Raw genomic sequence first — 22955 nt, 5'->3', positions numbered from 1 at the left:
ACAAATTCCTCATCGTCTTCGAAAGGTGCCGCGCCTATTCCCTCACCCGGCGCGATGCAAGCCGAAGGGAACGACCTTGTTGTCCGCATCATGGCCAATATCGGCGCGGCCAAGATAGGGAATGTCGCACCGCGCGCACCAGCTCTGCGCGATCGTCTCAGCCTCGATCCCAAACGGCCGATCATTTTCGCGAATGTCGCTGACCCGCCCGAGCCGCAGCCCCGCCAGCCCACGCGGACCCAGATACGTCGCGACATGAAAAAAGGCCCGGTCAAAGGCGTAGAGATATTCGCTCACCTCCTCGATGAGCAGCACATGCCCCGAGAGGTCAGGTTCGAGCGGGGTGCCCAGCAGCATCGACAACGTCATCAGGTTGAACGCCGCATGACGCGCACCATGCTGCAATCCCCCCTCGCACGCCCCCGGATCGCGCGCGACCAACCAGTCGAGCGCGCGCAGCACCGCGGCATCGCCGCCGTCGCGGCGAATATCGGCGACCATCGGCCCATGCGCGACATGGTCAAAACCGTCGCGATAGAGCGCGCCGAGCAGATTGCCCTGATCCGAATAGCCCAGGAACGCCTTGGCCCGCGCGACGTCGGTCATCGCCGCGACCGCATCCTCGGCGATGCGGCACGCGCCATAGCCGCCGCGCGCAAACCAGATCGCGTCGATATCGGGACGGTTCGCCATCTCCACCAGCGCGGCAAAGCGATGCCCGTCCTCGCCCGCGAAATGGCCGTGGGTGGCAAAGCACTGCGGGTCAAATACCAGGTCAACATCGGGATAGCCAAGACTGGCGAGTGCGCGCACGGCCTCGGCGTCGTCGGGCATTATGGAAGTCGAGGGAGCAACAATCCCGATACGCATCAAAACCTTGTCCCCATGGGAGGAGGAAACGTAGCCTTGCCAGCTTGCCGGCCAGGCGACGTTGGATGAGGGTGTCTGCCGCCAGATTTCCAAGCCACCGCTGATCCCCTCACCCAACTACGATTAGGCGCTTCGCACCAAGTCTGCGCAACCTTCTCCCGACGGAAGAGGGAGTGTTGCCATTGCTTACGAGACGCCATATCGCGCCGTCATGTCGGAAAACAAATCCTATTTCTTCTGCGGCATCGGCGGATCGGGCATGTTGCCGCTGGCGATAATCGTCGCTGCTCGCGGCGCCAGCGTCGCGGGATCGGACCGCAGCCGCGATCAGGGACGCTCACCGTGCAAATTCTCCTGGCTCGAACGGCATGGCATAGCTTTTTTTCCGCAGGACGGCAGCGGCCCCAAAGCCGGACAGGTCCTTGTCGCCTCGGCAGCGGTGGAAGATAGCGTCCCCGACATCGCCGCAGCCAACGCACTCGGCCTTTCGCGTATGACCCGTGCCGATCTCAACGCCGCGCTGTTCAACGCCGCCAACAAGGCGATCGGCGTCGGCGGGACGAGCGGCAAGTCAACCGTCACCGGCATGATCGGCTGGATCCTCGAAAGCGCGGGCCGCAAACCAACGGTGATGAACGGCGCGGTCATGCGCAATTTCGCCAACGATGATCTGCCATTTGCGAGCGCGCTGGTGGGCGATGCGGAGACCTACGTCAGCGAGGTCGATGAGAGCGACGGTTCGATTGCGCTCTACGACCCCGATGTTGCGGTCGTCACCAACATCAGCCTCGATCACAAAAGCCTTGCCGAACTTCACGAATTGTTCGCCGATTTCGCGGCGAAATCGCGCATCGCGGTGATCAACTCCGACGATCCCGAATCGGCGCCGCTGCTCACTGGCGACAATGTCGTGCGTTTTGGGTTTGGCGCCGCCGCTGCGATCCGCGGCGGCGATTTCGAAGCCTTGCCTGACGGTTGCCGTTTCAGCGTCAGGTTCGCGGGCGACCGCCACGCGGTGCAACTGCGGATGCCCGGCCGCCACAATGCGATGAACGCCCTCGCTGCGATCGCGGCGGCACACGCGGTCAATATTCCCGTTGCCCGATCGGTCGCCGCGCTTGCCGATTTCACCGGTCTCGCGCGCCGCTACGAAGTGCTCGGACAAGCGGGGGGGGTCACCGTGATCGACGATTTCGCGCACAATCCCGACAAGGTCGCCGCCACGCTTGGTGCCGTCGCCGAACTGCCGGGCCGCGCCCTGCTGTTCTTCCAGCCGCACGGCTACGGCCCGCTGCGCCAGATGGGCAAAGAACTCGCGGCGAGCTTTGCCAAGGGGATGCGCGACGGCGACAAGCTTTTTGTTTGCGACCCCGTCTATTTCGGCGGCACCGTCGATCGCAGCATCGGCAGCGAGACGCTGGTCGCCGATATCGTCGCGTGCGGCGGCGATGGCGTCCACCTGACGACCAGAGCCAATTGCGGCGCGGCCATGCTCGACGAGGCAAAAGCGGGCGACCGCATCCTGATCCTAGGCGCGCGTGACGACACGCTCACCGAATTCGGGTTGGAACTGCTGGGAAAGCTGGCCGCGCGCGCTTGATTTCCGCACGCGAATCTGTATAGGCCGCCGCATCGGGGCGAGGCTTTGAGCCATCGCCCCGTTTGCTTTGCACCGAATCGCAAGGCGAGACGACAGCCGGAGGGGCCTGCGATTGGCGCAGGTCAGCGATCGGCCAAATCGAAGGAAGCGCATCATGCCGTTCTACGAGCATGTTTTTATCGCGCGTCAGGACCTGAGCCAGGCTCAGGTCGACGCGCTGGCGGAAACCGTCACCAACATCGTCACCGAATTTAAGGGCGAGGTCCACAAGACCGAAACCTGGGGGCTGAAGCAACTCGCTTACAAGATCCAGAAGAACCGTAAGGGTCATTATGTGATGCTGTCGGCCGAAGTGTCAGGCGAAGCGATCGCCGAGATCGAGCGTCAGGCGGCGATCAGCGAAGACATCATCCGCTGGATGACGATCAAGGTCGACGAACTCGAAAAAGGCCCGTCGGTCATGATGCGCAAGCAGGAACGTCGGGGCGGCCGTGGCGGCCGTGACCGCGACGGCGAAGAATAAGGATAACGAACATGGCACGACCCTTTTTCCGCCGCCGCAAGACTTGCCCCTTCACTGCGAAGGACGCACCGGTCATCGATTACAAGGACGTTCGTCTGCTCCAGGGTTACCTGTCGGAGCGTGGCAAGATCGTCCCGTCGCGGATTACCGCGGTGTCCGCCAAAAAGCAGCGTGAGCTGGCAAAAGCGATCAAACGCTCGCGCCACATCGGCCTGCTGCCCTACATTGTGAAGTAAGGAGGGCTGATCTGATGGAAATCATTCTGCTCGAACGTATCGAGAAACTCGGCGGCATCGGCGATGTCGTCAACGTCAAGAACGGCTTTGCCCGCAACTATTTGTTGCCCAACAACAAGGCGCTGCGCGCGAACGACACCAACCGCAAGCTGTTCGAAGCCAACCGCGGCAAGATCGAGGCTGACAACGCCGAACGTCGCACCGACGCCGAAACCCGCGCCAAGGATATCGACGGCAAGCAGATCGTCCTGATCCGTCAGGCGTCGAACACCGGCCAGCTTTATGGCTCGGTGTCGGTGCGCGACATCGTCGATGCGCTGGCCGAAGACGGTGTCGAAGGCCTCGGCAAGTCGATGGTCGTCCTCGAACGCCCGATCAAGGCGCTCGGCCTGGTCGACGTCAAGGTCAAGCTGCACCCCGAAGTCATCGTGTCGGTCGGCGTCAACGTGGCCCGCTCGCCCGATGAAGCCGAGATGCAGAAGCAGGGCATCGACGTCATCGCCGCGATGTTCGAGGAAGAACAGGCCGAGGCGGTTGCCACCGCCCTGGAACCCGACAGCGAAGACGAATTCGCCGACGCGACGCCGCCGTCGGAACGCGCTGTCGAAACCAGCGACGACGCTGCGGACGAAGAGGGCGACAAGGACTAATCTCCTTCCGCTTCTTTGGGAGACACAAAAAGGCTCCGGAACCTAGTGTTCCGGAGCCTTTTCTTTCTGGCGCGGCGCCGTCCTTCAGGCCATTTTTTCGGCCAGAATCCATACCCATATCGCCAGCGTTGCTGCGCCGCCGACGATCGTCCATCGGACCGCTGCAGATAACAGCTTTGCCTGCGCATCGATCGAATGAGTAAAGGCGGCGAACAGGCGCTGGCGCAGGCCATCGGCCTTTTCGAGGCCATCGCTGTCGAACTCTTCGCCGAGCAGCAAGGCGCGCAGGCACAGAAAGCTCGAGAGTATCAGCGGCACAATGCCGATCAGGCTGGCAATCGTAAGCCATGGCTGTGCGGCGGCGTTCACGCTGAGCGGCGCACCCGGGCTGGCCGAGATAGGATGCGTACCAATAGTGATCGCCAGCGCATTGAACGCCAATAAGCCCCCGATACGCACCGACAGATCGAGGTCGCGATTCTCGAGAAACTCGAGATCGGCGATAAAGCCCGCGTCGGGCGTCTCGCCGCGCATTTCCTGAAAAGCCCGCAACCGGGCACGGAACGAATGATTTCGTCGCCCGCGCCAACGCATGGTCAATATCCCATCAAACTCAGCACTTCCTTCCGGCTGCGCTGATCGTCCAGGAAGCACCCAAGCAGACGGCTCGTCACCATCCCCACCCCCGGGGTGCGCACCCCGCGCCCGGTCATGCATCCGTGCTGCGCATCAATGACGACCGCGACGCCATGCGGATGAAGATTGTCCCAGATGCAGCGCGCCACCTCGGCGGTCAGCCGCTCCTGCACCTGCAACCGTCGTGCGTAGCCGTTGAGCACGCGCGCCAGCTTGGAAATGCCGACGACGCGGTCGCGCGGCATATAGGCGATCGACGCCTTGCCGGTGATCGGCGCCATATGATGTTCGCAATGCGACTGGAAAGGGATGTCTTTGAGCAGCACCAGCTCGTCATAGCCGCCGACCTCTTCAAAGGTGCGCGCCAGATGGATTGCCGGATCGTCGGCATAGCCGCTGCAATATTCCTTCCACGCCCGCGCAACGCGCTTGGGCGTATCGCGCAATCCTTCGCGCGCCGGATCATCGCCCGTCCACTCAATCAGCGTCCGCACCGCTTCTGCGACATGGTCGGGAACGACCACCTGCCGTCGGCTCCCACTTCAACTTTGCTGTCGCTCATCGCCCCACTTTCACTGTTGCATTCTTGCCGCACATTTCGGTGCGAATGCCCTGATAAGCAAGGGCAGGACAACAACAATATTGCCGAGTGCGCAAGTTTACGTTGCGGAAACTTGGCATTTTGCATTTTTGCAACTGCCCCATTTCATGTCGCTTTCCGGATCGAACAAGTGGCTTGACGCTCGCGTCAACTAAGCGCACCTTTAGGTCGTATTTTAGTTGCATTACAGAACCCGTCTAAGCGGGTCGTGATCCGGAGAGGCCGGCGTTTTCCCCGACGCCGGTGGGAGAGGACGATGACCAGCACAGCTGGCAATAAGTGGGATACCTGCAGGCATTCGGCCGCTTTGGCCGGACTGCCTTTGCCACGTCTGGTCTTATCCCCTCCCCTTACCACAAGTTAAATTTGGGCGGCCCCGCACCTGTGGGGTCGAAAAATGGGAGGCTATAAATGAAGTTCAAGGCACTGATCGGAACGTCGATCCTTGCGATGACGGTGGCGACGCCGGCATTTGCGCAGGATGCAGCGGACGAAGCGGAACGCGATGCTTTCGGCGGCGAGATCGTCGTCACGGCTCAACGCCAGTCGGAACGTCTGCAGGACGTGCCGATCGCAGTCAGCGCCTTCTCGACCGAGGCGCTCGAAGCCCAGCAGATCAAGACCCCGTCGGATCTTCAGCTGACGCTGCCCAACGTCACGTTCACGAAAACCAACTTTACCGGCGCCAGCTTTACCATTCGCGGCATCGGCGACCTTTGCGTCGGCACCACCTGCGACAGCGCGACCGCAATTCACTTGAACGGTGATCCGTTATTTTCGACCCGCCTGTTCGAAACCGAATTCTACGATCTCGAACGCATCGAAGTGCTGCGCGGGCCGCAGGGCACCCTGTTCGGCCGCAACGCGACGTCGGGCGTGGTCAACGTCATCACCGCCAAACCCAAGCTCGGCGCTTTCGAAGCCGCGGCCGAAGCCGAATATGGCAATTATGATTCGATGAAGGGCAAGGCGATGGTGAATATTCCCATCGGCGACACCATGGCCTTCCGCGTCGCGGGCATTTACCTCAACCGCGACGGCTATACCAAGAACACCTTCCTCAACACCCGCATCGACGATCGCGATCTCTACTCGGTCCGCGGTTCGCTACGCTGGGAACCGAGCGACGACACGACGATCGATTTTCTGGCCTCCTATTTCCACGAAAAGGACCAGCGCACGCGCATCCAGAAACAACAGTGCCAGCGCGATCCGACCGGCATTCTCGGTTGTTTGAACACGCGGCGCGATAACGCGCCGTTCAACGGCAATGCCACGTTCACGGCGGCACTCACCTCGCGCGAATTTCTGGCGATCCGCGGAATTCCGCAGGCGTTCGCACTCGGTAGCCTCTATGGCCCCGACGTTTACGCGAACACCACCGTGCCCGCGGATCCGCGGGTTGTGAACACTGCATATACGCCCAGCTATTTCACCAGCGAACTGACGCTGCAGGGCCAGATCGAACATAATTTCGGCCCCGTCTCGTTGCAGGTGTCGGGCCAGTACCAGAAGGTCAAACTCGACGCATCGCAGGATTATAACAGCAACATCGGCAATCGCGCGCTCTACGCGGGCGGTTTAGCTACGTTGCAGGCCGCAGCAACAGGCGGTCTTGGCGCAGCGCTAATACCATATTTTGCACCCGTCGCCGCCGCGATCATTCCCAATGGCCCAACCGGGCAGCTATGCACCTCACTGGCTGAGGAAACCGGTTATGGCAGCTATGGCGGCCAGAAAATCTGTAATGATCAATCGCTGCAGTTCGACCGTTCAAACCAGAATAACAGCAGCTGGTCGGCCGAGGCCATTCTGTCGAGCGACCTCGACGGGCCGTTCAACTTCTTGGTTGGCGGCATCTATGCCGACTATCATCTGACCGAGAACAGCTATTATGTGAACGCGTTCCCGATCGATTATCTCACCGGGGTCTTGGGCGCCTTCACCGCGTTGGGCGGTGGGCTGCCGCCGTCGTTCCTCGCGACGCCGTTCTTCCGCAACAACACCGACGATCTCAAGATCACGTCTTACGGTCTGTTCGGCGAAGCCTATGTAGAGTTCAGCGATCGGCTGAAACTCACCGCGGGCCTGCGCTACAACAACGACAAAAAGGCAGTGAGCGCGCGTTCGACGCTGGCCAGCTTCCTGGCGCCGCACGGCGGCACGACGGACACCGTGTTCGGTTCGCCGTTCGTCGGATCGTTTGACGCCGATCCCGGAACGCCGGGCAACCAGATCATCCAGTCACGCCAGGTGAAGTTCAACAAGCTGACCGGACGCGCGGTGCTCGACTTCAAGGTCACCGACGACAATCTGCTCTACGCATCCTACTCGCGCGGATATAAGTCGGGCGGCATCAATCCGCCGCTGCAGCCGATCTTTGCGGTCCCCGAATCCTTCCGGCCCGAGCAGGTCGATGCGTTCGAAATCGGGTCGAAGAACAGCTTTGGCAATGGCGCGCTCCAGCTCAACCTGACTGCGTTCTATTACAAATATAAGGATCTGCAGCTCAGCAAGATCGTCGCCCGTACCGCGGTCAACGACAATGTCAGCGCCAATATCTATGGCTTTGAGGCCGAGGCCATCGTGCGGCCCGATCCCGATGTCGTGGTCAACCTTGGTTTCAGCTACCTGCACAGCAAGGTTTCCGAAGACAAGTTCACCAGCAACCCGCGCGACTTTGGCGGTGGACGCGCCGATGCGGTGATTATCAAGGACATCACTAACGCCGCCAACTGCGCCGTCGCTTCGCGTTCGGGCAGCGTCGCCGGGGTCAATGCCTATGTCAATCAGGTCCAGGCGCTGATCAACGGCGGCCTGATCCCGGGCGTCGCCGCCGGCGCCGGACTGCAACCGACGACCAGCTTCCCGGCCGACGGCGGCATCGCATCGACCGGCGCCTTCAGCATCTGTTCGGTGATGGAAGCGACGGCAGGCACTGTCGGGGCGGCATTTGGCGGGATCGAATATTTCTCCGCTGGCGTACCCGTCAACATCAAGGGCAACCAGTTGCCGCAGGCGCCGAACTACAAATTCAGCGCCGGCGTGCAATATACCGCGAATCTCGGAAACGGCGACATGACGCTCGTTCCGCGTGTTGACCTCGCCTATACGGGCGAAAGCTATGGCAGCATTTTCAACGGCAACGTCAACCGGATCAAAGGCTATGCGCAGGTCAATGCCCAGTTGCAGCTGAACGGCGCCGACGACAAATGGTATGTCAAAGGCTTCATCCAGAACGTCTTTGACGCCAACAGCGTCACCGGGCTGTACATCACCGACCAGTCGTCGGGGAATTACACCAACATCTTCACCCTCGAACCGCGCCGCTACGGCATCGCGGCCGGCGTGAAATTCTAAAGCCAAGAAGGCAAAGCCAACCAGGCAACGCCACAAAAAACCCCGGCCTCTCGATCGAGAGGCCGGGGTTTCTTTTGTCCGCTGATCGGGCGGCCGAAGCGATGAATCGCTCCGGCCATTCCCCGTCAGAATTTGAAGCGAACGGTACCGCCATAGGTGCGCGGCTGGCTGGGATAGCCCGACACGCTGCCGGCCTGCGCCACCGCCGGGAAGATCGTTGTCAGATATTGCGCGTTGGTCAGGTTGCGACCCCACACGCCAACGTCCAGCCCGTTGGTCAGGCGGATGGTGAACGATGCGTTGAGCGAGTTGACCTCGCGCTGCAAACCCTCCGCGACGCCTGCCGGGAAGCCGCTCAGGCCTTCGACGATCTGGACCGGGCTTTCATAAGCATAATCGACGTGCGCGATCGCCTTGGTGCCGCCCGCAAATTCATGCGTATAGGTGGCGCCCATCGACATCGACAAGGCAGGGATGCCCGCGGGCGTGGTTCCCGAGATGTCACCGAATGCCGAATTGACGAAGCTGTCGTACTTGGCGTCGAGATAGGTCGCCGCCAGCGTCAAGTTAAGCCCCTCGACCGGCCGCACCGAACCGTCGAACTCGATCCCGAAAGTCGACTGCTTGCCGGCGTTGGCCAGCGCAAAGCCGGTGCCGGTAAAGACGTTCGACTGGAAGCCCTTGATCGACTGCTTGAACACCGCGATGTTCACCGCCGCAACGTCCCACTGGCCCTTGATCCCGAATTCGTAAACGGTCGACTCTTCCGGCGCCGCAAAGCGCGAACCCGAAGTCAGGTTGGGGGCGCGCAGGCCTGCAGCGGTGATCGCTGCAAGGTCCGAAGCCAGCGGACGGCTGTCGCGCGACAGGTTGACCGAGCTCGCCTTAAAGCCCGTCGCATAGGTCGCATAAACGTTGACCGTGTCGGTCAGTTCATAAGCAGCGCGAACGCTGTACGAGAAATCACCGTCGTTGGTTTTACCACTCTCGACCGCATTGGGGACGTTCAGGAACGGCGGCAGGAACTGAAACGCCTTCAGGCCATTGAGCGGGTTGGCCGCCGGATTGTTCTGGTTGGCGTTGGCAAAAGCCTGCACCTGGCCCGAAATTCCCGCGAACGCGGCCGGGTTAGCTCCCGCAAAAGCACCGATTTCGGCCGCGGTCGCCGGACGACCAAGGTTCAGCACCGAAGGGCCGCCGATCGTCTGCGCAAGGCCACCCTGGAACAGCAGCTGATTGCGGAACGGCGCATATTGCGGCGCATCGAGATTGATGCCCGAGAACGTGTCGGTGCTGATCACATCGGTCGAGAAATTCTTGCGATCCTTGGTGTAGTTGCCGCCCAGCGAAAGCGTCAGCCGGTCAGTCACTTCGAAATCGACGGTGCCGAAGATCGAGAACGCCTCGTCCTTCAGGCGATACGCTTCGTCGAGGCCGTCGCCGGCGCGGAAGAAGGTGCCGACATAGCGCGTCGGGGCACCTTCGAGTGCGCCGAACGTCCCCTCAAGCAGCGCGACGTTGAGCGCATTGCCGCTGGCGGCACGGATCAGCGCATCACCATAAGGCCGGAACTGGGTGCCAAAGCGGATGTCGTTCTTCTGCCGAATCTTTTCGTTGAAATAATAGCCGCCGAGCAGGAAGTTGATCGGGCCGTCAAAATCCGACGTGATGCGCAGTTCCTGGGTGAAGGTATTGATTCCCAGATCCTGGCTGTTCTCGCCGATCAGGTCGGCGCCGGTGAAGTCCGAATCCTGGTTGGTCAGCGCCTTGACCTTGCGGTACGCAGTGATCGATGTCAGTGCGAGGTTGCCGAGATCATAGTCGATCTGCCCCGAGCCGCCGTAATTTTCAATCTCGTTCGTCGACAGGAAATTGTTGTAAACGTTGAATGAGAAGGGGTTGTTGGCATCGACGCTGGGGCCACCCGCCAGCGCATTGGTGATCGCGACGGTCGGACCCGCGATGACGTTGCCGGCGATGCAGCAATTTTCGTCGATCTTGTCGTAATCGCCGATCAGGCGGATCGATAGCGCGTCGCTCGGTTCGAACAGCAACTGGCCGCGGACCCCATAGCGGTTACGGTCGTTGACGTCGGTGTCGAGCTTCAGATCCTGCGCATAGCCGTCGCGGCGGTTGTAGCTGCCGCCGATCGAGAAAGCGATGGTTTCGCTGAGCGGGCCGGTCACGTCACCCTTGACGGTGACCGCGTTGAAATTGCCATAGGTCGCCTCGACCGAACCACCGAAATCGAACTGCGGCTTTTGCGTGACGATGCTGATGACGCCCGCCGACGCATTCTTGCCGAACAGCGTCGACTGCGGGCCGCGCAGCACTTCGATGCGCTCGACGTTGGGAAGGTCGCCGATCTGAGCGGCCGAACGCGAGCGATAGACGCCGTCGATGAACACGCCGACCGACGGTTCGGTCCCGGCGTTGTTGGCACCGTTGCCGAAACCGCGGATGATGAAATTGGTGTTGGCGCTCGACTGGAGCTGCGACACGCGCAGGCTGGGGACCGCGGTCTGCAGGTCGATGAGGTCGCGGATTTGCGATTCTTCGAGCTGCGCCGCCGACGTCACCGAAACGGCCACCGGCGTGTCTTGCAATGTCTGCGACCGCTTCGACGCGGTGACGATGATGTCGTTGCCATAATCACTGTCGTCGACCGCAACCGCGGGTTCGTCGGCGGGGGCGGCGTCCTGGGCAAAAGCGAAAACGGGGGTGGCGCTGGCGCACAGCATCGTGGCGCCCAGCAAAAGGTTGCGCAAAGTCATGATGTCTCTCTCTCCAAACCGGTGCAAGCGCGGCCCTGCGGCCAAAGAGGGAGATGCCCCACCGGAACGGATCGCTGTAGTAACCCCGCGCGCCGCGTCAACGCGGCGCCGATGCACTAGGCCGATTTTCTGCCGATTTGTGACCGAAAAGCAACAGTTTGCAATGCCGCATAAACGTCGCGCGCCGGCCCATATGGTTGCCGCGCAGGCCCTACTTCACCTCGCGCCACGTGCCGGGAGCAAGGTCGCCCAGCTTCCATGCGCCAACGCGCAGCCGCACAAGCCGTAGCGTCGGATGCCCAACCGCCGCGGTCATCCGGCGCACCTGGCGATTGCGGCCTTCGGTGATCGTGATTTCCACCCAGCGGTCGGATACGCTCTTGCGAAAGCGAACCGGCGGATCACGCGGCCAAAGCTGCGGGGGTTCAACGGGTTCGACCAGCGCGGGTCGGGTGGGTCCGTCGTTCAGCACCACCCCCGACCGCAGCCGGTCGAGACTGGCGGCATCGGGCTCACCCTCGACCTGCACCAGATAGGTTTTCGGTGTCTTGTGCCGCGGCGATGCAATGCGCGCCTGCAGGGCACCATCATCGGTTAGGATCAGCAAGCCTTCGCTGTCACGGTCGAGCCGCCCGGCGGGATAGACATGCGGGACATCTATATAGTCAGACAGCGTCGCGCGTGCCTCAGGCGCGCCGCGATCTGTGAACTGCGACAGGACGCCATAGGGCTTGTTGAACAGGATGATGCGACCCACGGCTTTCCCTCCCGCCACGCCGAGCCACAGGCTCGAGCACTTATCCAGATGCATAGCAGCGAAATGGTGCCCGGGGACGGGTTCGAACCGCCGACACTGCGATTTTCAATCGCATGCTCTACCAACTGAGCTACCCGGGCAGGGCCGCTGCGACCCGACGGTCGCGCTGGCGAGCGGCGGCTATAGGCAGGGCGTTGGGTCCTGTCCAGTGGCTTTGTGATGCCCGATTTCCGGCCTCAACGATCGTCGAAACGATCGTCGTCTGCGGTCCCGTCGGGCGCCTGCGCGGCGGGCACGGCATAGCCTTCCCCGAACCACTTGAGCAAGTCACGATCGCGGCAACCGCGGCTGCAAAAGGGTTTGAATTCGGGCTCGCGCGGTTTGCCGCACAGCGGGCACTGCGGCGGGTTACTGGGCATGTCCGGTTCCTTTGATGGCGGCATCGGCGATCGGCTGGACCGGGCGGCCGGTGCGGTTTTGCAGCAGCGCGATCCACGTCGGATGCGCCGCGATATGATCGATTACCGCATGCCGCGCGGTCAGCGTCAAGATCCCCGCTCCCACCGCGCGCTCGGCCTGGCGCAGCAGCAACGCGGCGTCGGTGGCGACGGGATCGAGCACCACCTGCTCGATCAACGACGGACGATCGCGGCGGCGGATAATCTGCATCAGCCCGAAGCCATTGACCGCGGTGCGTTCATAGGGCTGCGGCAGCGCCGCATCGACCGCTGCGTCGATCGCCTGGCGCCCGGCACGGTCGGGCAGCGAGGGGAAATCGATGCCGATCGAACCGCCGATGTCGCAGCACCGGATCACGCCCGCGGCGGCGCGCGCAGCTGCCTTGGCCAGCGTCAGCGCATCACCCTCGCCATCGATGTCGATCAGCACCATCGCCGGGGTCGCATCGACCCACAAAGCGCCGCTGCCGAACGGCCAATGGCCGGTGCGGACATGGTCGATCAGTTCGGACCAGCCCGCCTGTTCCAGCCGATCGGGGTCGGTCGGGCGCAGTTCGGTGACGGGCAAGCTGGTCGCCGCGATGCGCGCTCGCAAATCAGGGCCATCGCCGATCACCGCCCCCGCCGCGGCATCCCGCGCCCGCGCCAGTTTGTCGCGGCCGCGTTCGCGCAGCGCCAGGCGGGTGATCTCGATCGTCAACGCCGCGCCGATTGATGTCGCAGGTGGCAGCCCCGTCAGCGAGGCCAGCGGCGTACCGGGCCAATCGAGCGCCACAATCGGTGACTTGCCGGCCTCAACCAGCCGCGCCGCGAGTACCGCGCCGACGCGCGGGCCCTCGCCCTCGCGCTCGATCCGCGCCTCAAGGATCTGCTCGCCGTCGATCAGCGCGGCGCGCGCCTCGCCGATCCCGGCTTCATAGAGCCATTCAGCCAAGAGGGATACCGGCGCTGGTCAGCAGCGTTCGCGTTTCGAACAGCGGCAGGCCGACGACGTTCGAATGGCTGCCCGCCAGGAAGCGGACAAAGCATTCGGCGCGTCCCTGGATTGCATAGCCGCCCGCCTTGCCCATGCCTTCCCCGGACGCGACATACCAGTCGATCTCGGCAGCGCTCAGCACCTTGAACGCCACTACGGTGTCGGCGACGCGCACCCGCGGCTTGCCGTCGGTGCCGACGACGCACAGCCCCGAATAGACATGGTGGCGCCGCCCCGACAACCGGCCGAGCATGCGGCGCAAATCGGCCTCATCGGCAGGCTTTTCCAGAATGCGTCGTCCGATCGCGACGGTCGTGTCGCCCGCCAGCACCACCTCGTCCGCGGCGCGTTCGACCGCCAGCGCCTTGCCCCTCGCGAGGCGCGCCACATAGTCGCGGGGCAGCTCGGCCTTCAGCGGCGTTTCGTCGATGTCGGGGGAAGCGATACGCGCCGGAGTCACGCCGATACGCGCCAGCAATTCACGGCGGCGCGGCGAGGTGGAGGCCAGAACGAGCGCGGGAATGTTCGCCGCGCTGCTCACTTGAAGCGATAGGTGATCCGACCCTTGGTCAGGTCATAGGGGGTGAGTTCGGCGAGCACTTCGTCGCCGACCAGCACGCGAATGCGGTTCTTGCGCATCTTGCCCGCGGTGTGGCCCAGAATCTCGTGGCCATTTTCCAGTTTGACGCGAAACATCGCGTTGGGCAGCAGTTCGACCACTTGGCCGCGCATTTCCAGAAGTTCTTCTTTCGCCATCAGTCCTCAAAGGGTTTCGCTATCAAAGGATGCGCGCCCATAGCCGCAAAATGCGGCGATGGAAAGCGGTCTGTCATGCGACCAGCCGCAGCTTTCGCGCGACCCGCCACGCCACCGTCTTTGCCAAGGCATAGCTCGGCCAGCGCGGCGGCATGGCGGGGTCGAGGCCCATACGCCGCAAGGCGGCGTTGGCGGCGTGCGCTTCGGACTCGCGGTAACTCCACTCGCTGCGCCAGGTGATCGACAGCGAGATCGACGGCGCATCGCCGTTGGCGACAAAATGCGGCGCCATGACCGGCATCAGCACCGCGTCACCCGCGCCGAGCGGCACCTGCTGCGCGCCCTCTCGATAGGTTTCGTCCCACGGAAGGTTGCGGTGGCCGCCGGTGTGATACCGCTCATGCTCGCGGCGGTGCGCGAAGCGTTCGTCGCCGGCCGGCCAGACGTTCATCACCTTGGTCCCGCGCAGTTGCAGCAGGATATTATGCTCGGGATCGAAGTGGAACGGGGTGATCGACCCCGGCGATGAAATGAAGATGAACCCCTGCGGGGTCAGCATCGCCCCGGTGCGCGGCTCGACGACCGGTTTGAGTTCGCCGAGCAGGTCCATCAGCAGGTTGCGATACGCCGCGACATTCTCGACATTCTTGAGCACCGCCCAGCTGCCATTCTTATCGATGGTGCGGATCGTTTCGCCGATCGACAGGCCGTTCGACGGCACATCTTCCGGGCGGATCCCGATCGGCACATCGCCCGGATTATATTCGACCTCGCTCGCGGGCAGGCTTTCGCTCAGCTGCGCCAGCGCCTCGATCGCCAGCAACGGATGGTCGGGCAGATTATGGTGCAGCAATCCCGCCTGGAGTGGATACAGCGCCGCCATCCGCGCGAGCGTATCGGCGGGAAAAACGGGCGCAGTAATCGATTGATGCGCGGTCATGACGGGCTTTCTACCTCATTTTCGGTCGTCGCAGCACCCTTCCAGCGCCGCCAGAGCCGTTCGATCTTGGTCAGCAGCGCAAAGCGGAACCGGTCGGCGGGCGCCGACAAGGCGGCGTTGACCCACACCAAAGTGCGGCGCTCGCGCCATACGCTGTCGATCATCGGATGGCCTGGCGCCGCGCAGCTGTCGACCCACGCGATCGCCGGATCGCCGAGCAGGTCGAGGTTCGCCTGTTGCAGCAGCACCCCGGGCGAGAAACGCGCATAATCCTCGTCGAAGGCGGTCTTGAACGAAAAGCCGCCGGGCGGCGACAGGAAATTGATCAGCATCGCGAGTGGCCGGTCGTCCAGATCGAGCGCGCGCATATCGAGCCGCCCCGCCTCGGCGGCGCCCGCCATGATCGCGCGGAACCACGCCTGGGTCTCGCTGTGGCTGGCGAGCGCCGATCCGGCCCGCCCTTTCCAACCGCGTGCTTCCAGATCGAGAAAGGCATCAATCCATGGCTCGATCGCTTCGCCCGCCTGCCAGCGCCGATAATGCACCGCGCCCAATTCGGCGAGCCGGTTCGCCTGCCGCCGCAATTCCTTGCGCTTCTTGGCGCGCACCGCGGCGTCCCAATAATCAATTGGCGACAGCTGGCTGTCGAGCAGCGCGCGTTCCTCGCGGTGAACAACCTCAGCCTCTCCCCCGCGTACCCGCGCCACATCGACCAACGCGCGGTGTAGCGGCCCGTCCGCAGTCAGGCGCGGCACATGGAGCAGCATTCGCGCCCACGGCGCCGCATCGCACCAGCCGAGCAGGATCGACCAGAACAAGCTTTCGAATCCGGCCCGCACCAGCGGCGCACCATGAAAATGATTGGGATGCGCCCAGCCGCTGACATGCCGCAACGGCAAGCGGCCATAATGTTTCGCCAGCGCAACCGGCATAATCCCGATCACTGGTCCATCGCTGCCGCCCTGCACCATCACCAGCCGCGCGCGCCGCTCGGGATCGAGCAGGTGCAGTGCCGATTGCAGACACCAGCGTTCGGCAAAGGGATTGGGCTCGCTCGCCTCCGCCGCCAGCCGGTCCCACGCAGCCGCCAGCTCAGGTGACAGCGCCAGCGGGTCGACAACGCGCACGATCAGCGGGTCGGCGGACGCGGCGTTGGCGGGAAAGGCGGGATGCACCGTCATCGGGTGGAGGTTAGCAGGGAAGCGTTAAAATGCAGTGGCGATTCCGCTGTCCCCGCCCCGCAAGCGGGAGGGGAGCTATATCCCGAATAATTTCGCCAGCGATTTCTCCAGCATGAAAAACTGCCAGATCAACCGCCCGTGGTCGCGCCGCCCCGACTGATGCGCCGCAACGATGCGTTCGATCTCCGCCATGTCGAACCACCCCGACCGCGCCAGCGTCGACGACGTCGCCAGCCCCCGCGCCTGCTCGACCAAGGCCCCGCGGAACCATTGCGACACCGGGGTCACAAATCCCATCTTCTGTCGATACAGGATGTCATGCGGCAGATAGCGTTCCATCGCCTGCTTCATGATCGCCTTGCCGGTCCCGCGCTTGACGCGCATCGACGCGGGCAGGCTCGCGGCAAATTCAATCAGCCGGTAATCGAGCAGCGGTTCGCGGGCTTCCAGGCTCACCGCCATGCTCATCCGGTCGGTCTTGGTCAGGATGTCGCCGGGCAGCCAGATCATCAGGTCGGCATATTGGGCGCGGTCGAGCGGTTCGCGGGCCGGCGCCTCGGCCATCGCTTTCCAATAGCGGGCCTCGGCGACATGATCGCCCAGCGCATGATGGGCAGCGTCGTTGAACAGGCGCGAGCGTTGCCCCATTCCGGTCACCCCGACCGCCTCGGCATAGCCTTCGGCGCCACTCTTCGACAGGCTGGCGAGCGTCGCGCGGGCGCGCAAGGGGCGCGGCGCCCAGTCCATCTGCGGCCACACCTTCGCCAGGGGCCCCAGCACTCCGCGGCGCAGGAAGCCTGGGATCAGCCCGCGCAACCGTTCCTCCTGATGCTGGAACACCAGCCGGCGATAGCCCGCGAACGCCTCGTCGGCGCCGTCGCCCGACAGCGCCACCGTCACCTCTTCGCGCGCCAGTTCGCACACGCGATATGTCGGCAGCGCGCTGGCGTCCGCAAAGGGCTCGTCGAAGTGATCGGCGATCGTGTCGACCAACGCGAAATCACCCGATGACACCGTCCGGATGCGGTGATCGGTCGCGAACCGCTCGGCGATTTGCTGAGCATATTCGGTCTCGTCGAGCGCCGCCTGATCAAAGCCGATGGTGCAGGTCTTGACCGCCTTCGAACTCGCTTCGGCCATCAGGGCAACGACCGCGCTGCTGTCGACCCCGCCGGACAGGAACGCGCCGAGCGGCACGTCGGCGACCATCCGGTCAGTCACCGCGGCGCGCATCAGGTGAACGAGATGCTCGGCCGCCTCACCTTCGGAAGCTCTAATGCGCTTTGAAAAATCGGGCGCCCACCAGCGCGTCGGCGCGGGCACCGGCTTGCCGCGTTCGAGCAAAAGGAAGTGGCCCGCGGGCAGCTTCTCGACCCCGGCGACGATACAATTGTCGTCGGGAACATAACCGAAAGCGAGGAAATCCTCGATCGCGGTCAGATTGGCTTCTTGCCGCAACAGCGGATTGCGCAGCAGCCCCTTCAGTTCGGACGCAAACGCCACTGACCCGTCGGACAGCCGCGCATAGTGCAGCGGCTTCACCCCCAACCGGTCGCGTGCCAGAAACAGACAGCCGCGCTGGTGATCGTGGATGGCAAAGGCGAACATGCCGTTCAGCCGCGACAGGCAATCCGGCCCCCATTGCCGCCACGCCGCGATGATGACCTCGGTATCGCCGCTGGTCCGGAACCGATGCCCGCGATCCTCCAGTTCGGTGCGCAGCTCGCGGAAATTATAGATCTCGCCGTTGTAGGTGAGCGTCACCGCCTCATCATCGCTCGCCATCGGTTGCGGACTGCCCTCGATGTCGATGATCGACAGGCGCAGGTGGCCCAGCCCGACCCCGGCGGCAGTCCATTCGCCCGATCCATCGGGGCCGCGGTGCTGCATCGGCGACAGCATCGCGCGCAGCCGCGCCGGATCGACCGGCTTGGCCGTCTCCAGATGATAGATGCCCGCGATCCCACACATATCGGTGCTCTAACGCGTTTCGAGTGCGCGGTCAGCCATTGCCTTGGCTCCGCCCGACGCGGAAACGAAATCCTCCATCGCATCGCGCCCGCCGAGCCGCTCCTCGCTTGACACGATCAGCGACAGCGCACGCGGATCGCCGCCGAGCAGCCGCGTCTTCAGTCCCGCCAGCTTGGCGCGGCGCGGGTCGCCGGTCACGGTGCCGCTAACGACATACCAGGTCGCCGCATCGCGCAGCACCGGCCCGGAGTGCAGCAGCCGTTCGGTCTTCGCGCCCTCGACTGCGGGCAGCCACGCGCTCCACGCCCATTGGCTGTCGGGATCGACCGCGCCCTGCCCGAACGCGACGACCTCGCGCCCTTCGGCCTGGCGTTCGTAGCCACCGATCGCGACGGTCACCCGGCGCCCCTCAGCATCGACAAAGTGCCGCAGCAGCCGCTGGTCGGCGCCGTCGAAGCGCGGCGTCCATGCCACGCCGTCGGCTCGCGCCTCACGCCATCCGGATGGCGTGTCGACCGCCATCGTCGCGGGCAATGGCGCGGTGCGCCCGCCGACCAGCCATGCCCAGCTCGCAAAGATCATTGGGATAGCGATCGCTATCGGCAACACCGCCTTCGCCGACCCGGCAAAGCGCAACGGACCCTCCAGCCCGCTCATATCGACCGCGACATCGTTCGCAGGCCGGTCGAACCAGCGCCGCGCCACCAGCATCACGATCACGATCACCAGCCCGAAAAAGATCCAGCCATAGAAGATATGATCGATGCCGCCCGCCGCTTCGATCCCCCAGATTTCGGCGGCAACCATCGTGCCATAAGCGCGCAGCGCATTGGCAAAAATCGTCGTCGCGAGCGCCGCGGCGATAAAGACGATCCGCCGCGTCCAGCTTTTGAAACACAGATGCGCCGCGAACACCGCATAGGCGAGCATCGCGATCAGGAAATTGACCCCCGAACATTCCTCGGCAACCTCGAAGAATCCAGCGGGCGTCGTGATGAACACCCCCTCCATTTCGGCGGAAATGCCCGACAGGTGCAGCAGGACGACGCTGATATGCGCGGTAAAGGTCTGGAGCAGCGGCACCAATTCTTCGCCGAACGGCACGAGCAGCAGCGTATAGCCGATCGGGAACAGCAAGCCGCGCACCAGCTTCTCGCCCAGCGTCACCGCGATCGCGCCTTGGAGCATCAGCACCAGCCCGAGCTGGCGGAACAGTCCGACGCCTGCCGCCTCGCCGACCAGCCACACCAGCCCCGCCCCCGCCATCCAGACGAGCGCGGGCCCCCAAAAAGCGGGCGTCAGCGGACGGAGCAGCGCGGTCCGCTGCGACACCAGCCAGCCAATCATCGGCACGATTAGCAGGCAGTGGGTAAAGGTCGAGCTGTGCCACCAGATCCCCGCCATATCGGCGGCGTCGCGCCAGAAAATCGCGAGGATCGCCGCCGACAACAGGGCGAATGCGCCCAGATGGCGTTGCCACAACGTCATGCCGATAGCCCCAGCAGCTCGCCAAGCGGCGCCAGCCGCGCGTCCCAGCCATAGCGCGTGATCATCCGCGCCCGCGCCGCCTGCCCCATCTTGGCCGCGGCCTCGCGGTCATCGAACAGCGACCCCACGGCGGCAGCCAAACTCTCGGCGTCACTGGCGACCAGCAGATGCTCACCCGCAGCCGCGTCGATCCCTTCGGCTGCCGCTGCACTGGCGACGACCGGCCGCGCCATCGCCATCGCCTCAAGCAATTTATTCTGCACCCCGCGCGCCAGCAGCAGCGGCGCGACCACCGCATCGGCGGCGGCAAGCCAGGGCCGCACATCGTGAACTTCGCCGGTCACGACGACGCCGGGGAGCTTGGCGAGCGCGCGAACTTCGTCGGTCGGCGCCCGCCCGACGATCGCAAACCGCGCCGCCGCGTGACGCTGACGGATCAGCGGCAGAATGTCGGTGGCGAACCAGCGCACCGCATCGATATTGGGGCGATAGTCCATCTGGCCGGTGAACACCGCCAGCGGCCCCTCGCTGCCATCGACCGCATCAAAAATCAGCTCCGGATTGAACCGCGCGGTGTCGATGCCATTCTCAACCGCACGCACCGTGTCAGCGCCGAGCCCGCTGCGCGCCCGGAACAGCGCCGCTTCGGCCTCGCTGACGAACAGACTCGCATCGACGCGCCGCGCCACCGCCGCCTCATAAGCGCCGAGTACCCGCGCCTCGCGCTGATGCACCCAGTGCAGCGGCTGGCGCTTGTTCTGCTCGGCATAGGTCGCGAATTTGGCCGAATCGACATCGACAAAGTCCATCAGCACCGGTCCGCCGAAATCGGCGGGCAGATATTGCGCCATCTGACCCGAGAAGCCGACAATGTGGGTGATTGCCCCACCGCGAACCAACGCATCGACGTGCCGCGCGAGCGCAGCATTTTTGAACAGCCGGTTCGATACCGGCTCGCCGCGCAGCACCGCCTGCGCGAGCGCCACCGGGCGCGACACGTTGCGCGATTCGATCGCCAAACTCTTGCAAAGCGGCGCCATCTTCTCGCGCGCGATGGCGGCATCGTCAGCGTTGTCGGCGAGCGCCGCAACGTGCACCGGCGCCAGCCTCGCCAGCGCCTCGAACATATGCCAGCTGCGGATCCGGTCGCCGCGGTCGGGGGGCCAGGGCACGCGGTGAACGAGGAACAGAATTTCGGGCATCACCCGCGACTTACCCAATCCCGCGCGCGATCAGCGGCCCGATCCGGTTCGCCGCCCACAGCGGCAGCTTTTTCCACAGATCGACCTGCAACCGATATTTGGCGCTGTTCGGATTGGTGTCGCGCGGCGTTTCGCCCGGCGCCAGCCAGCGCCCATAGACAAGCGGCTGCGGCTCAAAACCCCAATTCTTCTTGTAGCTAAACGGCCCCGTGCCGACCTTCGACCGCCCGAAATCGAACCGCGTGCAGCCCTTCGCCCGGGCATGGCGCATCAAGGCGAAATACATCAGTTCGTTGGCGCGCAGCCGCCGCGCGTCGGCGATTCCGCCACCCCAATAGGGCATCACCGTGCCGCGCCAATACAGGCTGAGCACGCTAGCGACCGGACGCCCGTCCTGCCGCACGGTCAAGATATCGGCATCATCGCCAAACGCATCGAGTACCGCATCGAACAGAGCTTTGGGGAAGACCGGTGTTCCGAGGTTGCGGACGCTGGTGGCATAGACACGATAATGGTCCCTTCGCTCCGCCGCGTCGCGCCCGGTAGTCACGGACAATCCGCTCTCCAGCACCTTGCGCACCTCGGCGCGCTGTTTGCGCGGGATCACGAGCAATTCGGCATCGTCGTCGCTGGCGAGATCGCGCGCGAAACCGGCATAAACGCCCTCCTCGCGTCGCCAGCCCTCGCCATCCGGCCGCAGACCGCCGCGCAGTTCGACTGACGGGACGCCGAGCGATTTTGCCATCGCCGTTGCACCCTCGGCCAGTGTTGCCGCAACCGCCGGATCATCGGCCAGGATGCCGCCATTCACTGCAAACCCGCTGCCGACCAACGCCTGCCCGAACAGCGGCGAGCGGACATGGTGCAGCGGCAATAGCCCGGTCAGCACCCCGCCCGCACCGCGCGCCGTCACCGGATGGCAAACATGCCCCGTCGCCGCGGTGACCGCCTCACACCAGGCGCGGCTGTGAAACGGCGTCGCGTCAGGATGCGCCGCGACATAGGCATCCCACGCCGCCGCGTCGGACAACGGCGCCGCGGAAAAACCAACCTTCATCGGACGGATCGGCGCATTCACGCCGCCGCGCGCCACGGCGCGGCACGCTGCTGCTGCGCGGGGAGCAGCGCATCGGCGCGCGTCCATTCGAAATCGGCGAGCAGTTTCTTCAGCTTGCCACCCATCGCCGCCAAGCCGCTGTAATGACGGATCTTCGACTTGATCGGCGCATCGACAACGCGCGGCTGGCCGGGATCGATTTCCCACGGATGGAAATAGAGGATCGCCGGATGGCCCTCGGCGTTCATTCGCGCGATCGCCCAGCGCGTGAAGCCATAGGGCAGCATCCGCATAAAGCCGCCACCCCCTGCTGCCAGCGTCCGCCCGGCAAAGCGCGCGGTTGTCACCGGCCATTCGACCAGATCGCTATCCAGCAACGGCCGCCACGCGTGGCGCGGGCTTTGCGGCCAGCCATAATGATCGTGCACGACCGGCGCGACGCTCGACGAATAGGCATAGCCCTGTTCGGCGAGCACCGCGTGCGCCCAGGGCGTCCGCGTATCGACCGAGAAGCTCGGCGCGCGATAGCCGCGCACCGCGAGCCCGCCGAGATCCTCGAGGATCGTCTGCGTCTTCCTGAGGTCCGCAGCGAATTCGCCGGCGGTCATGTTGAACACGCGCTTGTGATCATAGCCGTGGCTCGCGAGTTCATGCCCCGCGCCGACGATCCGCTTGATCAGCGCCGGATAGCGCTCCGCGACCCAGCCCAATGTAAAGAATGTCCCCTTTGCCCCCGCATCGGCAAAAATCTGCAGCACCGCGTCGCAATTCGCCTCGACGCGGCCCTCGAGCGTCGGCCAGTCGGCGCGGTCGATCGTGCGCTCAAAGGCGCCGACCTGGAACCAGTCCTCGACATCGACCGACAGGCCGTTCTGCATCTTTTCTCACCTTCGTCGACCGGATAGCCGATTTCGCGTCC

The 22955-nt window shown here is 64.0% G+C and carries 21 protein-coding genes and 1 tRNA gene; 5 read left to right on the top strand and 17 right to left on the bottom strand.

Annotated elements, in window-relative coordinates; genetic code table 11:
• Positions 1-42 precede the first annotated feature (42 nt).
• A complete protein-coding gene (locus IPF76_RS11690) occupies positions 43-870 on the bottom strand; it encodes an LD-carboxypeptidase (RefSeq protein WP_293843981.1) in 828 nt (275 codons plus the stop codon).
• 211 nt (positions 871-1081) lie between these two features.
• On the opposite strand from IPF76_RS11690, the gene IPF76_RS11685 reads away from it, so the two are divergent.
• From IPF76_RS11685 to rplI, 4 genes are all read left to right on the top strand, one after another.
• The gene (locus IPF76_RS11685) at positions 1082-2470 is read left to right on the top strand and encodes a Mur ligase family protein (RefSeq protein WP_293843978.1); all 1389 of its coding nucleotides are present in this window, start codon (positions 1082-1084) and stop codon (positions 2468-2470) included.
• A gap of 154 nt (positions 2471-2624) precedes the next feature.
• On the top strand, positions 2625-2993 hold the full coding sequence (gene rpsF, locus IPF76_RS11680) for a 30S ribosomal protein S6 (RefSeq protein WP_293843975.1): 369 nt from the start codon (positions 2625-2627) through the stop codon (positions 2991-2993).
• Positions 2994-3004: 11 nt separating this feature from the next.
• Positions 3005-3229: a 30S ribosomal protein S18 gene (gene rpsR, locus IPF76_RS11675; protein ID WP_088440322.1), complete on the top strand. Its 225-nt coding sequence runs from the start codon at positions 3005-3007 to the stop codon at positions 3227-3229.
• A gap of 14 nt (positions 3230-3243) precedes the next feature.
• Entirely contained in the window at positions 3244-3879 is a 636-nt protein-coding gene (gene rplI / locus IPF76_RS11670) for a 50S ribosomal protein L9 (RefSeq protein WP_293843972.1), read from the top strand.
• Positions 3880-3963: 84 nt separating this feature from the next.
• Here the strand turns inward: rplI and IPF76_RS11665 are convergent, their stop codons facing one another.
• Positions 3964-4413 (bottom strand): hypothetical protein, encoded by a 450-nt coding sequence (locus IPF76_RS11665; RefSeq protein ID WP_293843970.1) that lies wholly within the window; start codon positions 4411-4413, stop codon positions 3964-3966.
• A 62-nt stretch (positions 4414-4475) separates the two neighbouring features.
• Positions 4476-5039: a GTP cyclohydrolase I FolE gene (gene folE / locus IPF76_RS11660; RefSeq protein ID WP_293843967.1), complete on the bottom strand. Its 564-nt coding sequence runs from the start codon at positions 5037-5039 to the stop codon at positions 4476-4478.
• 488 nt (positions 5040-5527) lie between these two features.
• Between folE and IPF76_RS11655 the strand changes: the two genes are divergently transcribed.
• Complete coding sequence (locus IPF76_RS11655; RefSeq protein ID WP_293843964.1) at positions 5528-8476, top strand: TonB-dependent receptor; 2949 nt, start codon at positions 5528-5530, stop codon at positions 8474-8476.
• 125 nt (positions 8477-8601) lie between these two features.
• Here IPF76_RS11655 and IPF76_RS11650 read toward each other — a convergent pair whose 3' ends face one another.
• The 14 genes from IPF76_RS11650 to IPF76_RS11585 form a co-directional block, all read right to left on the bottom strand.
• Entirely contained in the window at positions 8602-11250 is a 2649-nt protein-coding gene (locus tag IPF76_RS11650; RefSeq protein WP_293843961.1) for a TonB-dependent receptor, read from the bottom strand.
• Between the two features lie 211 nt (positions 11251-11461).
• A complete protein-coding gene (locus IPF76_RS11645) occupies positions 11462-12007 on the bottom strand; it encodes a pseudouridine synthase (protein ID WP_293843958.1) in 546 nt (181 codons plus the stop codon).
• Between the two features lie 64 nt (positions 12008-12071).
• Positions 12072-12147, bottom strand: a tRNA-Phe gene (locus tag IPF76_RS11640).
• A 96-nt stretch (positions 12148-12243) separates the two neighbouring features.
• Positions 12244-12426, bottom strand: coding sequence for a DNA gyrase inhibitor YacG (gene yacG / locus IPF76_RS11635; protein WP_293843955.1), 183 nt, complete (start codon positions 12424-12426; stop codon positions 12244-12246).
• Positions 12416-13399 (bottom strand): ribonuclease, encoded by a 984-nt coding sequence (locus IPF76_RS11630; protein ID WP_293843952.1) that lies wholly within the window; start codon positions 13397-13399, stop codon positions 12416-12418. The genes yacG and IPF76_RS11630 overlap by 11 nt, the downstream gene beginning before the upstream one ends.
• Positions 13392-13982, bottom strand: a complete 591-nt coding sequence (locus tag IPF76_RS11625) for a Maf family protein (protein WP_293843949.1) — start codon at positions 13980-13982, stop codon at positions 13392-13394. Before IPF76_RS11625 ends, IPF76_RS11630 begins: the two co-directional genes overlap by 8 nt.
• Entirely contained in the window at positions 13979-14197 is a 219-nt protein-coding gene (gene infA, locus IPF76_RS11620) for a translation initiation factor IF-1 (protein WP_088439331.1), read from the bottom strand. The genes IPF76_RS11625 and infA overlap by 4 nt, the downstream gene beginning before the upstream one ends.
• A 73-nt stretch (positions 14198-14270) precedes the next feature.
• Positions 14271-15137, bottom strand: coding sequence for a cupin-like domain-containing protein (locus IPF76_RS11615; protein WP_293843946.1), 867 nt, complete (start codon positions 15135-15137; stop codon positions 14271-14273).
• The gene (locus tag IPF76_RS11610) at positions 15134-16318 is read right to left on the bottom strand and encodes a GNAT family N-acetyltransferase (RefSeq protein ID WP_293843943.1); all 1185 of its coding nucleotides are present in this window, start codon (positions 16316-16318) and stop codon (positions 15134-15136) included. The genes IPF76_RS11615 and IPF76_RS11610 overlap by 4 nt, the downstream gene beginning before the upstream one ends.
• Positions 16319-16393: 75 nt before the next feature.
• Positions 16394-18289, bottom strand: coding sequence for an XrtA/PEP-CTERM system amidotransferase (locus tag IPF76_RS11605; RefSeq protein WP_293843940.1), 1896 nt, complete (start codon positions 18287-18289; stop codon positions 16394-16396).
• A 9-nt stretch (positions 18290-18298) separates the two neighbouring features.
• Positions 18299-19777 (bottom strand): exosortase A, encoded by a 1479-nt coding sequence (xrtA, locus tag IPF76_RS11600; protein ID WP_293843937.1) that lies wholly within the window; start codon positions 19775-19777, stop codon positions 18299-18301.
• Positions 19774-20979 carry a TIGR03087 family PEP-CTERM/XrtA system glycosyltransferase gene (locus IPF76_RS11595; protein ID WP_293843935.1) on the bottom strand — a complete coding sequence of 402 codons (1206 nt, stop codon included), beginning with the start codon at positions 20977-20979 and terminating at the stop codon, positions 19774-19776. Before IPF76_RS11595 ends, xrtA begins: the two co-directional genes overlap by 4 nt.
• Positions 20980-20989: 10 nt before the next feature.
• Complete coding sequence (locus IPF76_RS11590; protein WP_293844639.1) at positions 20990-22036, bottom strand: FemAB family XrtA/PEP-CTERM system-associated protein; 1047 nt, start codon at positions 22034-22036, stop codon at positions 20990-20992.
• Between the two features lie 17 nt (positions 22037-22053).
• Positions 22054-22914 (bottom strand): XrtA system polysaccharide deacetylase, encoded by an 861-nt coding sequence (locus IPF76_RS11585; RefSeq protein WP_293843932.1) that lies wholly within the window; start codon positions 22912-22914, stop codon positions 22054-22056.
• Positions 22915-22955: the final 41 nt, after the last annotated feature.

Origin of the sequence: Sphingopyxis sp. (genome assembly GCF_016704835.1) — a bacterium.
GTDB lineage: Bacteria > Pseudomonadota > Alphaproteobacteria > Sphingomonadales > Sphingomonadaceae > Sphingopyxis.
Note: the sequence above shows the minus strand (reverse complement) of the source record. Positions and strands in the feature narration are given on the sequence as shown.

Coding starts and splice junctions, on each gene's coding strand:
- IPF76_RS11655 (WP_293843964.1), top strand. CDS start 5,528: ATGAAGTTCAAGGCACTGATCGGAACGTCGATCCTTGCGATGACGGTG.
- IPF76_RS11610 (WP_293843943.1), bottom strand. CDS start 16,318: ATGACGGTGCATCCCGCCTTTCCCGCCAACGCCGCGTCCGCCGACCCG.
- rpsR (WP_088440322.1), top strand. CDS start 3,005: ATGGCACGACCCTTTTTCCGCCGCCGCAAGACTTGCCCCTTCACTGCG.
- IPF76_RS11615 (WP_293843946.1), bottom strand. CDS start 15,137: ATGACCGCGCATCAATCGATTACTGCGCCCGTTTTTCCCGCCGATACG.
- IPF76_RS11595 (WP_293843935.1), bottom strand. CDS start 20,979: ATGCCCGAAATTCTGTTCCTCGTTCACCGCGTGCCCTGGCCCCCCGAC.
- yacG (WP_293843955.1), bottom strand. CDS start 12,426: ATGCCCAGTAACCCGCCGCAGTGCCCGCTGTGCGGCAAACCGCGCGAG.
- xrtA (WP_293843937.1), bottom strand. CDS start 19,777: ATGACGTTGTGGCAACGCCATCTGGGCGCATTCGCCCTGTTGTCGGCG.
- IPF76_RS11590 (WP_293844639.1), bottom strand. CDS start 22,036: ATGAAGGTTGGTTTTTCCGCGGCGCCGTTGTCCGACGCGGCGGCGTGG.
- infA (WP_088439331.1), bottom strand. CDS start 14,197: ATGGCGAAAGAAGAACTTCTGGAAATGCGCGGCCAAGTGGTCGAACTG.
- IPF76_RS11685 (WP_293843978.1), top strand. CDS start 1,082: ATGTCGGAAAACAAATCCTATTTCTTCTGCGGCATCGGCGGATCGGGC.
- IPF76_RS11690 (WP_293843981.1), bottom strand. CDS start 870: ATGCGTATCGGGATTGTTGCTCCCTCGACTTCCATAATGCCCGACGAC.
- IPF76_RS11665 (WP_293843970.1), bottom strand. CDS start 4,413: ATGCGCGGCGAGACGCCCGACGCGGGCTTTATCGCCGATCTCGAGTTT.
- IPF76_RS11650 (WP_293843961.1), bottom strand. CDS start 11,250: ATGACTTTGCGCAACCTTTTGCTGGGCGCCACGATGCTGTGCGCCAGC.
- rpsF (WP_293843975.1), top strand. CDS start 2,625: ATGCCGTTCTACGAGCATGTTTTTATCGCGCGTCAGGACCTGAGCCAG.
- rplI (WP_293843972.1), top strand. CDS start 3,244: ATGGAAATCATTCTGCTCGAACGTATCGAGAAACTCGGCGGCATCGGC.
- IPF76_RS11605 (WP_293843940.1), bottom strand. CDS start 18,289: ATGTGTGGGATCGCGGGCATCTATCATCTGGAGACGGCCAAGCCGGTC.
- IPF76_RS11585 (WP_293843932.1), bottom strand. CDS start 22,914: ATGCAGAACGGCCTGTCGGTCGATGTCGAGGACTGGTTCCAGGTCGGC.